Annotated in this window: 11 protein-coding genes; 8 read left to right on the forward strand and 3 right to left on the reverse strand. The window is 66.6% G+C overall.

Translation table 11 applies throughout. From position 1 onward, the window contains the following. Positions 1 to 92 precede the first annotated feature (92 nt). From JVX91_RS22515 to JVX91_RS22525, 3 genes are all read right to left on the reverse strand, one after another. Positions 93 to 470, reverse strand: a complete 378-nt coding sequence (locus tag JVX91_RS22515) for a c-type cytochrome (protein WP_240201648.1) — start codon at positions 468 to 470, stop codon at positions 93 to 95. A gap of 50 nt (positions 471 to 520) precedes the next feature. Beyond that, complete coding sequence (locus JVX91_RS22520; protein WP_205336333.1) at positions 521 to 1651, reverse strand: MFS transporter; 1131 nt, start codon at positions 1649 to 1651, stop codon at positions 521 to 523. A gap of 86 nt (positions 1652 to 1737) precedes the next feature. Next, positions 1738 to 2595: a LysR substrate-binding domain-containing protein gene (locus JVX91_RS22525; RefSeq protein WP_205336334.1), complete on the reverse strand. Its 858-nt coding sequence runs from the start codon at positions 2593 to 2595 to the stop codon at positions 1738 to 1740. Positions 2596 to 2706: 111 nt separating this feature from the next. Here JVX91_RS22525 and phnD point away from each other — a divergent pair, with 111 nt between their 5' ends. The 8 genes from phnD to JVX91_RS22565 all read left to right on the forward strand — a co-directional run bounded on the left by phnD (position 2707) and on the right by JVX91_RS22565 (position 11963). Continuing rightward, entirely contained in the window at positions 2707 to 3579 is an 873-nt protein-coding gene (gene phnD / locus JVX91_RS22530) for a phosphonate ABC transporter substrate-binding protein (RefSeq protein ID WP_054909880.1), read from the forward strand. Next, positions 3576 to 4376, forward strand: coding sequence for a phosphonate ABC transporter ATP-binding protein (phnC, locus tag JVX91_RS22535; RefSeq protein WP_205336335.1), 801 nt, complete (start codon positions 3576 to 3578; stop codon positions 4374 to 4376). The genes phnD and phnC overlap by 4 nt, the downstream gene beginning before the upstream one ends. Further along, positions 4373 to 5191, forward strand: a complete 819-nt coding sequence (gene phnE, locus JVX91_RS22540; protein WP_205336336.1) for a phosphonate ABC transporter, permease protein PhnE — start codon at positions 4373 to 4375, stop codon at positions 5189 to 5191. The genes phnC and phnE overlap by 4 nt, the downstream gene beginning before the upstream one ends. A 195-nt stretch (positions 5192 to 5386) precedes the next feature. Next, positions 5387 to 6475 carry an iron-containing alcohol dehydrogenase PsrA gene (gene psrA / locus JVX91_RS22545; RefSeq protein WP_205336337.1) on the forward strand — a complete coding sequence of 363 codons (1089 nt, stop codon included), beginning with the start codon at positions 5387 to 5389 and terminating at the stop codon, positions 6473 to 6475. Between the two features lie 127 nt (positions 6476 to 6602). After that, positions 6603 to 7898, forward strand: a complete 1296-nt coding sequence (locus JVX91_RS22550) for an MFS transporter (RefSeq protein WP_205336338.1) — start codon at positions 6603 to 6605, stop codon at positions 7896 to 7898. 41 nt (positions 7899 to 7939) lie between these two features. Then, a complete protein-coding gene (locus JVX91_RS22555; protein ID WP_205336339.1) occupies positions 7940 to 8800 on the forward strand; it encodes a LysR substrate-binding domain-containing protein in 861 nt (286 codons plus the stop codon). A gap of 105 nt (positions 8801 to 8905) precedes the next feature. Beyond that, entirely contained in the window at positions 8906 to 9733 is an 828-nt protein-coding gene (phnX, locus tag JVX91_RS22560) for a phosphonoacetaldehyde hydrolase (RefSeq protein ID WP_205336340.1), read from the forward strand. A gap of 535 nt (positions 9734 to 10268) precedes the next feature. Next, a complete protein-coding gene (locus JVX91_RS22565; protein ID WP_240201649.1) occupies positions 10269 to 11963 on the forward strand; it encodes a ShlB/FhaC/HecB family hemolysin secretion/activation protein in 1695 nt (564 codons plus the stop codon). Positions 11964 to 11969: the final 6 nt, after the last annotated feature.

Raw genomic sequence — 11969 nt, forward strand, 5'->3', positions numbered from 1 at the left:
CAGTGTTCCCGTAGCACCTTCGGCTGCGCTTGAACAATCCGCGCATTCAGCCTCGAACTGGCTGCCGGATTGCTGCGCGCCCCAAACCGACATCACCGACTCCTGGCAATCACGGCCGTCATGTACTGGTTCAGATCGCGCAGATCATCGATGGTCCAGGCGTGCGGCGGAATCTTCACGCCGTTCTCGCGCAATGTCTGGGGGATCAGGTTTCCATTGGGACGAAGCACCACCGAAGACACGATGACACCCGGATATTCACTCAGGCGCTTCCTGAACGCGGGCGTTGTGAGATCGGGCGTAGGGGGATTGCTCTTGTTGGCCAGCGGCCCCGTCGCCTTGATATCCGCTCCGTGGCAAACGGCGCATCGCTGCGAGTAGAGACGCTTGCCGTTGAGGTTCTCCGCAAAGGTTGACGACATCTGAGCCAGCGCCAGAATTCCTGACAAACCTATGAACAATACCTTCACTTTCTTGCGTCCTTGCAAAGCCAATCAACCTGAATCGAGAGCGCTTCCGCTCAACGCCGCCAGGCACACCCCAGCGCACTGAGCGCCAGTATCAGCGCCGCCCCCGCGTAGGCCCAGATCGCCGGAACCTGCGGCAGCAGCACGCCGGCCAGGATCGGCCCGAGCCCGGCGCCGATATCGCGCCAGACCGCATTGCCGGCCAGCGCCTGGATGCGCGCCTGCGGATTGCGGCTGGCCACCAGCGTCACCACCAGCGGCAGTTGCAGCGCGCGCAGCACCAGCACGAAGAAGGCGCCGACGAACAGCCAGTAGCTGCCGAACATCAGCAGCGCCAGCGAGGTGGCCAGCGACAGGATCACCAGCATGCGCAGCGCGCCGAAGCGATCCGCCAGCCGCCCGCCGAAGGGGCTGAAGAGCATCTCGCTGAGATAACGCACCGCCATCAGGATGCCCGCCACTAGCACGCCGGTGCCGCCCAGGTGGGTCTGCGCGTAGAGCGACAGGCCGAAGATGAACAGGCCGTCCAGGGTCACGCCTTCGATGAAGGACCAGGTGGCGATGCTGTCCGGCAGGCGCAGGCGGCGACCACTGCTGACGGGAATCTCGTGCCCCTTGGCCGGCAGCGCGCGGGCACGCCAGAGGCCGCACAGGGCTGCCACGCAGAGCACGAAGAACACGCTGCGCGGCCCGAAGGCCTGGGCCATCACCGCCCCCAGCGGCAGGGCCAGCATCGGCCCGATGGACAAGGTCGCTCGCGAACGCCCGGCGCGCCGTGCGGCGCCTTGCGCCTCGGCCGTGGCGAGGGTCTGGGTACTGAGGTTGAAGGTGGCGAAACACAGGCCCCAGACCAGGCGAAACACCAGCAGTACGGCAAACCCGGAGAGCGTCGCCGAGGCCAGCGCGCAGAACGCCGTGGCGAGCGCCGCGAGGCTGCAAGCCGCACGGTCACCATGGCGAGCGTAGAAACGCACCACCCAGCCGTAACCGACGATGCGCACCAGGCGGTTGGCCGCCAGCAGGATGCCCGCTTCCACCAGCGTCACGCCGAAGTCCGCCGCGTACATCGGCAGCAGCAGGTAGAGCAGCACGTCAGCGGGCAGGCACAGGCCGAGCACCTGGGCGGAGTGGCGCGAATCTCGATCGGCGCGGCGCAGCGGCGCCTGCTCGGCAGCGGACGACATGACAGTCTCGTGACGGCGACGGGGCCCGCAGGATAACCCGGCCCCCGGCCCGCAAGACAAGCCTTACGCCCGCCCCGGCGGCTGTGCTATCGCGCGAGTGTGCGCAGGAAGGAAGCGATCACCTGGCTGCTGCGGCGCTCGGCCAGGTAGTACAGGTAGGTCTCGGTGTACACCGGGTCGCCGGCGATGCGGATGGCCTTCAGGCGCGGATCGGCGATGTACTCCGCCTCGGACACCACGCCGATGCCAATGCCCCGGATCACTGCCTCGCGCAGCGCCTCGCGGCTGCCAATCTCCATGGCGATGCGCGGTGTGACATCCGCCGCTTCCAGCACCCGCTCCAGGGCGACGCGGGTGGTCGAGCCCTGCTCTCGGCGCAGCAGCGGCTGGCCCTGGAGCGCCTGCACCGGCACCTCGTCGTGGCGGGCAAAGGGGTGTTCGGCGTGGGCGAAGAGGATCACCGGGTGCCGCGCATACAGCTCGGCGACGAAGGCCGGATCGTCATGCAGCCCGGCCAGCACGCCGACATCGGTCACGTAGTTCTCCAGGTCCGCGAGGACCGATGCCGAGTTGCCGATACGGATCGATACGTCGATCTGCGGATAGTCGCGACGATAGCGGTCGACCATCTCGATCACATGGAACGGCCCCACCGCGCCGACCTTCAGCTGGCCGCGATTGAGCTGGCCGGAATCGCGCAGCAGGTTGGTCGCCTCGGATTCGAGCATCGACATCTGCTGGGCAATGGGCAGCAACGCGCGGCCCACGGCGGTCAGCTCGATGCGCCGGCCACGGCGGTGGAACAGCTCGACGTTGAACTCCCGCTCCAGGCCCTGGATCTGCGTGGTCGCCGTCGGCTGGCTGAGACCGATGGCCCGTGCGCCGGCGCTGAAGCTGGCGTGGCGGGCGACGGCGAGAAAGGTTCGCAAGCGGGCGGTGGACATCCATAGCTCCTATCAATGGTTTTCCGTGCAAACCCATATTGATTTGATGGCGTGACTGTCACATGACAGCCCTAGCTTTGGCGCTACCGAACACAACCTCCGGGTAACGCCATGACTTCGCTGACCAGACTGTTCCGCTTCGCCGTGCTGCCGCTCGCCTTCGCCTCCGCCCTGCTCTCGACAGCCCAGGCGCAGGATGCACTCACCGTCGGCCTGATCCCCTCCGAGGATTCCCAGGCCATGATCAAGAGCAGCCAGCTGGTGCTCGACCAGTTGCAGGAACGCCTGGGCATGCCGGTGAAGCCCTTCGTGGCCACCGACTACAACGGCGTGATCGAAGCCCTGCGCGCCGGCAAGCTGGACGTCGCCTACCTCGGGCCGTTCTCCTACGTGCTCGCGAACAAGGTGGCCGGCGCCGACGCCTTCGCCGTGGCGGTGACCAAGAAGACCGGCAGCAGCGCCTATCACAGCCTGATCATCGCCCGTAAGGACAGCGGCATCCGCAGCCTGGACGACCTCAAGGGCCACACCTTCGCCTTCGTCGACCCCAGCTCGGCCTCCGGCCACCTGTTCCCCAAGGCCGGCCTGGAGCAATCCGGGCATGACCCGAAGGCGCTGTTCTCGCGGGTGATCTTCTCCGGCTCCCACGACGCCAGCATCCTCGCCGTGGAGAACCGCAAGGTGGATGCCGCCGCCGTGGCCGACCGCATCCTCGCCGGCGCGATCAGCGCCGGCCAAGTGCAGCAGGATGACTTCCAGGTCGTCTGGAAATCCGACGACATCCCCGAGTCACCGATGGTCTGGCGCAAGAACCTCGACCCGGAACTGCAGAAGAAGCTGGTCGCCGCGTTCGCCTCGATCAAGGACGTACCGTGGGGCGACCAGGGCATGCTCAATGGCTTCCAGCCCACCAACGACGCCGCCTACAACGTCGTGCGCGACACCGCCAAGGTGCTCGACCTCGACCTGCGGAGCCTCAAATGATCCGCGTTGCCCAACTGACCAAGGGCTACGGCGACAACCCGGTGCTGCGCGGGATCGACCTGCGCATCGAGGCCGGCGAGTTCGTGGTGATCCTCGGTCAGTCCGGCGCCGGCAAGTCCACCCTGCTGCGCTGCATGAACCGCCTGGCGCAGGCCGACAGCGGCACGCTGCAGGTCGCCGGGGTCGATGCGCTGCTGCCCCGCGACCAGCGCGAACTGCGTCGCCGGGTGGCGATGATCTTCCAGCACCACAACGTGGTGCCGCGCCTGTCGGTGCTGAAGAACGTGCTCACCGGACGCCTGGGCTGCGTCGGCACCCTCGCCTCGGTGCTGCAACTGTTCAGCCGCGAAGACATCGCCCTGGCCCGCGAATGCCTGCGCCGGGTGGAGCTGGAACACAAGGCCGATGCGCGCACCGATTCGCTGTCCGGCGGGCAGATGCAGCGCGTCGGCATTGCCCGCGCGCTGGCCCAGCGGCCGCAGGTGATCCTCGCCGACGAACCGGTGGCGAGCCTCGACCCGAAGACCGCGCAACTGGTCATGCACTACCTGCGCGAAGCCACCCGCACCCTGGGCATCACCGTGGTGTGCAACCTGCACCAGGTGGACCTGGCGCGCGAGTTCGGCGACCGCATCGTCGGCCTGGCCAACGGCCGGGTGGTCTTCGACGGCAACGCCGGGGAACTGGATGATTCGGCCCTGCAGCGGATCTACCAGCAACGCCCGAGCAGCGAGGCGACCGCCTACCAGACGGCGGCTCGTGCGGTGTACACCAGCAGCACAGGAGCCGGCGCATGAACCTGCGAAGCCATCAGTGGATGGTCGAGACGCCACAGAGCAAGCGCGGTTGGCTGACCACCGGCGCTGCCGTGCTGGCGGTGATCTACCTGCTGCACTGGAGCGCCGAGGGCGCGCAACTGAGCTGGAGCGAACTGGCCAGCGGCCTGCCGCAGATCGGTGACTTCCTCAGCCGCTCGCTGCCGCCGGACCTGAGCATCCTCCCCAGCCTCTGGCGCCCGGCGCTGGAAACCTTGCAGATCGCCCTCTGGGGCACGCTGCTGGGCATCGTCCTGGCGGTGCCGCTGGGGTTCCTCGCCGCGCGCAACCTGCACGGCAACCGCTGGCTGTACCTGGGCACGCGGCAATTGCTCAACGTCATCCGCAGCATCAACGAACTGATCCTCGCCCTGGTGTTCGTCTCGGCAGTCGGCCTCGGCCCCTTCCCCGGCGTGCTGGCCCTGGCGCTGCACGGCGTGGGCATGCTCGGCAAGTTCTTCGCCGAAAGCATCGAGGAGATCGACCAGGGCCCCATCGAGGCCTTGCAAGCCACCGGCGCGCGGCCGTTGCAGGTGATTGCCTTCGGCGTGCTGCCGCAGGTGATCACCGCCTGGATCGCCGTGGTGCTCTACCGCTTCGAGGTCAACCTGCGCTCAGCCACCGTGCTCGGTATGGTCGGCGCCGGCGGCCTGGGCTTCGAGCTGGTGAGCAGCCTGAAGCTGTTCAAGTACCAGGAGACCGCCACCTGCATCCTCGTCATCACCGTCATGGTGGTGCTCGCCGACCTGCTCTCCAACCGCCTGCGCCACGCCATCCAGGGCACCGGCCGGCACTGATCCACCCTCCCTCTTCAATCCTGCCGCGTGCGCCTTCCGGGCGCGCGCCGGGCAGGCTCATGCCTGGAGTTTTGCCAAATGTCCGCACCCGCCGTTATCGGTCAGGCCGATGCCCACCTGCGATCAATCGATTGGAACGAAAACGACGAGGCCCCGAGCATGGCCGCACGTTCAAACAACAACAAGGAACTGCCCATGCCTGCCCGATTCCACAATCCGGTCGCCACCGTTTTCGGCGGCGGCAGCCTGGACCGCATCGCCGAGCTGTGCGACGGCAAGGTCGCCCTGGTGACCTTCCCCGAAGCCGCGCAACTGGGGCTGATCGAGCGCGTCCGCCACCTGCTGGGCGAACGCCTCACCTACGTCATCGACGACGTGCAGCCCAATCCCGACGTGGCCTGGTTGCGCAACGTGCACGAGCGTTTCTGGCGTGAAGCGAACGACTGCACCACGGTATTCGCCCTCGGCGGCGGCAGCGCCATCGACACCGCCAAGGCACTGGTCGTCGGCACCGAGTCCGGGCGTTTCGACGAACTGCTCGACCTGCTGGCCGCCGGCAAGCCCTTCGTCCCGGCACGGCCCAAGACACTGGTCGCCGCACCGACCACCGCCGGTACCGGCAGCGAAGTGACGCCCTGGGCAACCATCTGGGACGCGCAGCAACAGAAGAAGTACTCCCTGCACCTGGATTGCACCTGGCCGCAGGTGGCGCTGATCGACCCGGACCTGATGCTCAGCGTGCCCGCCGGGGTCACCGTGTCCACCGGGTTGGATGCGTTGTCCCACGCTCTGGAATCGATCTGGAACCACAACGCCAACCCGATCTCCGACACCTTCGCCATCTCTGCCATCGAGGACATCCTCGACTGCCTGCCGCGCCTGCAACAGGACCTCGGCAACCGTGAACTGCGCTCGCGCATGGCGCTGGCCGCGCTGAAGGCCGGCATGGCCTTCTCCAACACCAAGACCGCGCTGGCCCACTCCATCTCCTACGAGATGACCCTGCGCCACGGCCTGCCCCATGGCATCGCCTGCTCGTTCACCCTGCCGCTGGTGCTGGGCCTGGCCTGGGGCCGCGACACCGACCGCGACCGCGTGCTGCAACGCGTCTTCGGCAGCGACCTGAAGGGCGCCCAGCAGCGCCTGCGTGAATTCCTCCATCGCCTCGGGGTCAAGACCGAGTTCGGCGATTACGGCGTGACCTCCGCCGAGGCCGAAGCGATGATCGACTTCGCCATGCAGGGCGCCCGCGGCCGCAACTTCATCGGCTCGCAAGCCGCCTGAGGTCGTCCTTTACCGGGCGGCCCTGGCTGCCGCCTTTTCCTGTTGCACCGAAAACCTATTGCACCGAAGAAGAGTGCCGACACGCCGAGCCTTGCGCCGGCGCGAGCGAACAAGAAGGAAAACCGCCATGAACCGTGCACAAACCCTGCCTGGCCTTGAGTCATCCGTGTCGCCCTTCCGCGTGGCGCAGTGGCGCATGCTGCTCGCCGCGATGTTCTGCTACCTGTTCTTCTATACCGGCCGCCAGACGTTCGGATTTGCCATCCCCGGTATCCAGGCCGAGTTCGGCCTGAGCAAGGAAACCCTCGGCTGGGCCTCCAGCGCCATGCTCTGGATGTACGCCATCGGCCAGGCCATCAACGGCAACCTCGCCGACAAGTTCGGCGGCCGGCGCATCATGAGCCTGGGCGCGGTGCTGTCCTGCGGCGCCAACTGGGTCACCAGTTTCGCCGGCGGCTTCGGCAGCCTGATCCTGCCGTGGGGCATCAACGGCTACTTCCAGGCGCTGGGCTGGGCGCCGGGCAGCCGCCTGCTGTCGAATTGGTGGAGCGCCGCCGAGCGCGGCAAGGTCTACGGCTTCTACGTGTTCGCCGCCGGCTGCGCCTCGGTGCTGTCGTACGTCACCTCGGTGGTGGTGATCGACGTGTTGCACCTGGAGTGGCGCTGGATCTTCCGCCTGCCGGTCCTGCTGATGCTCGCCGGCGGCATCGTGTTCTACCTGGTGGCGCGGGAACGCCCGCAGGACATGGGCTTCGAGCCGCTGGCCGACACCGGCGTGGCGAATGCCGAGGACCGCTCCAGCGAAGTGGCCCACGGTGAAGAGGAAAGCTCGACCCAGCGCTACCTGGCGGTGCTGAAGAACCCGCGCCTGCTGGTCGCCGCGCTGTCCCTGGGCTTCCAGAACGCCGCGCGCTACGGGCTGATCGTCTGGGTGCCGGTGCACTTCCTCGGCGCCGACTGGCAGAAGGGCCAGAGCTTCATCGACCCGAAGTGGATCACCATCGCCCTGCCGGTCGGCATGGCCGTCGGCGCGCTGAGCAACGGCTGGGTGTCCGACCGCCTGTTCGGCAGCAAGCGCTACCGCGCGATCATGCTCTACATGGTGCTCGGCGCGCTCACCAGCCTGTGGATGTGGAGCCTGCCGGCGCACAGCGGCGTCGGCCTGCTCGCGCTGTTCCTCTGCGGCTTCTTCGTCTACGGCCCGGCGTCGAGCTTCTGGGCGCTCTGCCCGGACCTGGTCGGCGCCCGCCGCGCCGGTACCGCCACCGGGATCATGAACTTCTCTTCCTATCTCTTCGCGGGTCTGGCCGAACCCCTGATCGGTCGCATGCTGGACACGACGGGCAATACTTCACTGATCTTCATCGTGGTCACCACGGCCTGCGTGTGCAGCGCGGTGGTCGCCCTGTTCGTCCGGCGCTGAGGGCACGGCCATGTGCCAGGCCTTCCTCACAGAGAGACCTCATGTACCAGTACCACAAGTGGTTGCGCTCCTTTCACGCCGTGGCCCGCACCGGCAGCTTCACCCAGGCCGCGGCGCTGCTCAGCGTCGGCCAGCCGACCATCAGCGAGCAGGTCAGCGGCCTGGAGAGGCGCTTTTCGGTGGAGCTGTTCCATCGGCGCGGCCGCTTCATCGAGCTGAGCCCGGCCGGCGAGCAGCTCTACGCGATCACCCAGGGCCTGTTCGGCCAGGAGGACGAAGCCTTGCAACTGCTGCAGAGCTTCCAGCAGCGCAAGCAGGGCATGCTGCGCCTCGGCGCGGTGTCGCCGCCGATCGCCATGAGCCTGACCTACGCACTGATGCAGCGTTACCCGCACATCGAGCTGGAGACCTCCTTCACCAGCGAGGCCGGCACCCTGGAGCGGCTGTACAACTTCGACATCGACGTGGCGATCCTCGCCCTCTCGGAGTTCGACCAGCGCCTGAGCACGCAGCTCTACCGCACCTGCCCGATCCTCGCGGTGGTGCGCGACGATCATCCCTGGGCGCAACAGGAATCGGTCAGCGTGCAGGAGATCGCCAGCCAGCGCGTGGTGTTGCGCGAGCCGGCCTCGCGCACCCGCCAACAGGTGGAGGAAGGCTGCCGGCAACATGGCGTGGAACTGGACTGCGCGATGCAGCTGAACAGCCGCGAGGCCATCGTCCATGCGGTGGTGCACGGCATCGGCGTGGGCTTCGTCTCGGCGGTGGAATACGCCGACCGGCCCGGCACGCGCTCCATCGCCTTCGCCGAGGACCCGTTCCACATCGATTACTACCTGTGCTGCCTGGGCATCCGCCGCAAGCGGCCGATCATCGCCGAGCTGTTCGACTCCACGGCCTGACTTTCAACCCGAACACCCCGTGATACCGCGAGCCTGCCATGACGCCGGGCGGAGCTCGCTCACCCAGCTTTTCCCTCAAATCAGAACCCCTCAAGGAGCATCGCCATGCATTACCAGCAACCCCAGCAACTGCAAGCCGCCATCCTCGACTGGGCCGGCACCGTGGTCGACTTCGGCTCCTTCGCGCCGACTCAGATCTTCGTCGAAGCCTTCGCCGAGTTCGGCGTGCAGGTCAGCCTGGAAGAAGCCCGCGGCCCCATGGGCATGGGCAAGTGGGACCACATCCGCACCCTGTGCGACATCCCCGCCATCGGCGAGCGCTACCGCGCGGCCTTCGGCCATCTGCCCACTGACGATGACGTCACCGCCATCTACGAGCGCTTCATGCCGTTGCAGATTGAGAAGATCGCCGAGCACTCGGCGCTGATTCCCGGCGCCCTGGAGGCCATATCCACGTTGCGCAAGGGCGGCCTGAAGATCGGCTCCTGCTCCGGCTATCCGGCGGTGGTGATGGAAAAAGTGGTTGCCCTGGCGAAGACCAACGGCTATGTCGCCGACCACGTCGTTGCGACCGACGAAGTGCCCAACGGTCGCCCGCATCCGGCGCAGGCGCTGGCCAACGTGATTGCCCTGGGCATCAACGATGTGGCGGCCTGCGTGAAGGTCGACGACACCTGGCCGGGCATCCTCGAAGGGCGCAGCGCCGGCATGTGGACCGTGGCGCTGACCTGTTCGGGCAACGCCCTGGGCCTGACCTATGCGCAGTACAAGGCGCTGCCGGCGGAAAAACTGGACCAGGAGCGCCGTCGCATCGGGCAGATGTTCGAAGGTTCACGGCCGCACTATCTGATCGACACCATCGCCGAATTGCCGGCGGTGATTGCCGATATCAATGCGCGCCTGGCGCGGGGGGAAATGCCGCAAAGCAGCTGACCTCCAGCGTGAATGAAAAAGGCCCGCTCGATGCGGGCCTTTTTCATTGGCATCCCCGTACTGCATGAATCAGGACTACGCCCGTAGGAGCGGATCTTATCCGCGAATCCCGCCAAGCCCCCCGAAATTTCGCGGACAAGGTCCGCTCCTACAAAAGCCCCCGCCTCATCGACAAGTGATAGCACTGCGATGGCATTTGAGACCGTTCGTCAGCACTCGGTAAAAATTCGGAACAAATTTTCCGTCCTTCATCTCGAACCGTCGGAACTGTCATACGCGCGTTACACATCCGACAAGCGGTGTATCGCTGTCTTTACAGCTCCGGAACGGATTCACAGTCGAATTCAGGACAAGTCTTCATAATTTGACGAGTTGTTTGCAAGATATTTCACAAGGATGCGAAATGGCTCTTCTCTCTTGCCGTAGAGAGCTTCCGGTGGACGCCGGCATTGCTCCACGCCCTGCTCAAACCCTGCGTTGCCGGCCGCGCCCCGGCACTTCCAGCACTCTCCCCCAACATCGCCTGGGCCATGCCTTGCGCCTGGCCGTGCTGTCGCTGGGCGCCTGCGGCAGTGTCGCCGCGCTGGCGGCCGACCCGCCGTTGCCGGCCCAGCAACTGCTGCAGCAACAGGAGCGCGACCGCGCCCTGCGCGAGCAGTTGGAGCCCTCCCCGGACGTGCGCCTGCAACTGCCGCCCAGCGGCCTGGAAAACAATCGCCTGCCCAAGGACGAGGCGCCCTGCTTCCCGATTCGCCAGATCACCCTGACCGGCGACACAGCCGGGCAGTTCCAGTGGGCGCTGCGCGCCGCCAATCCGAAGGACGACCCGGCCACCGGCCAGTGCCTGGGCGCCAATGGCATCAACCTGACGATGAAGCGCATCCAGAACGCGATCATCGAGCGTGGCTACGTCACCTCCCGCGTGCTGGCGCAGCCGCAGGACCTGAAGAGCGGCACCCTGGAACTGACCCTGGTGCCGGGACGCATCCGCTCGATCCGTTTCGCCGAAGGCACCTCGCATCGCGCCAACGCCTGGAACACCGTGCCCGCCAAGCCTGGCGACCTGCTCAACCTGCGCGACATCGAGCAGGCGCTGGAGAACTTCAAGCGCGTGCCCAGCGCTGACGCGGACATCCAGATCACCGCCGCCGAAGGTGCCGGCGCACAACCGGGCGAGAGCGACCTGGTGATCGCCTGGAAGCAGAAATTCCCGATCCGCTTCAGCCTCTCGGTGGACGACTCGGGCACCGACGAGACCGGCAAGTACCTGGGCACCACCTCGGTCTCGTTCGACAACTTCCTCACCCTCAGCGACCTGTTCTACTTCAGCTACAACCACGACCTGGGCGGCGGCGACTCCGGTGATCGCGGCTCGAAGGGCCACACCCTGCACTACTCGGTGCCCTTCGGTTACTGGCTGCTGGCGGTGACCTCCAGCGAGTACGACTACCACCAGACCATCTCCGGGGCGAACCAGGACTACAGCTACAGCGGCGAGAGCAAGAACGACGAGGTCAGCCTGTCGCGCCTGCTCTACCGCGACGCCACGCGCAAGACCGTTGCCACCCTCGGCGGCTGGACGCGGCGCTCGAAGAACTGGATCGACGACACCGAGATCGAAATCCAGCGTCGGCGCATGGCCGGCTGGTCGTTCGGCCTGAGCCACACCGAATACCTCGGCGCCTCCACCCTTTATCTCAGCACCGGCTATCGACGCGGCACGGGCGCACGCGATGCGATGGCGGCGCCGGAGGAGCCGTTCGACGAAGGCACCTCGCGCTCGAAGATCATTACCGCCGAATCCCAGCTCAGCGTGCCCTTCGCCCTGGGCAATCAGCGCCTGCGCTACAGCAACACCCTGCGCGCGCAATGGAACCGCACCCCGCTGGTGCCCCAGGACCGCTTCACCATCGGCGGACGCTACAGCGTGCGCGGCTTCGACGGCGAACAGATCCTCTCCGCCGACCGTGGCTGGCTGACCCGCAACGACCTCGGCCTCGCGCTTGGCCAGACCGGCCAGGAAGCCTACGTCGGCGTGGACTACGGCGAAGTCGGCGGACAGTCGAGCAAATACCTGATCGGCACGCACCTGGCCGGCTACGTCCTCGGCCTGCGCGGCGGTTATCGCGGCGTGTCCTACGACGTCTTCGTCGGCCAACCGATCAGCAAGCCCAGCGGCTTCGATACCGCCAGCACCACCGGCGGCTTCAACCTGACCTGGTCCTTCTGAGGAGGC

The organism is Pseudomonas sp. PDNC002, from assembly GCF_016919445.1.
Lineage (GTDB): Bacteria > Pseudomonadota > Gammaproteobacteria > Pseudomonadales > Pseudomonadaceae > Pseudomonas.

Coding starts and splice junctions, on each gene's coding strand:
- phnX (WP_205336340.1), top strand. CDS start 8,906: ATGCATTACCAGCAACCCCAGCAACTGCAAGCCGCCATCCTCGACTGG.
- phnE (WP_205336336.1), top strand. CDS start 4,373: ATGAACCTGCGAAGCCATCAGTGGATGGTCGAGACGCCACAGAGCAAG.
- psrA (WP_205336337.1), top strand. CDS start 5,387: ATGCCTGCCCGATTCCACAATCCGGTCGCCACCGTTTTCGGCGGCGGC.
- JVX91_RS22555 (WP_205336339.1), top strand. CDS start 7,940: ATGTACCAGTACCACAAGTGGTTGCGCTCCTTTCACGCCGTGGCCCGC.
- JVX91_RS22520 (WP_205336333.1), bottom strand. CDS start 1,651: ATGTCGTCCGCTGCCGAGCAGGCGCCGCTGCGCCGCGCCGATCGAGAT.
- JVX91_RS22525 (WP_205336334.1), bottom strand. CDS start 2,595: ATGTCCACCGCCCGCTTGCGAACCTTTCTCGCCGTCGCCCGCCACGCC.
- JVX91_RS22550 (WP_205336338.1), top strand. CDS start 6,603: ATGAACCGTGCACAAACCCTGCCTGGCCTTGAGTCATCCGTGTCGCCC.
- phnD (WP_054909880.1), top strand. CDS start 2,707: ATGACTTCGCTGACCAGACTGTTCCGCTTCGCCGTGCTGCCGCTCGCC.
- phnC (WP_205336335.1), top strand. CDS start 3,576: ATGATCCGCGTTGCCCAACTGACCAAGGGCTACGGCGACAACCCGGTG.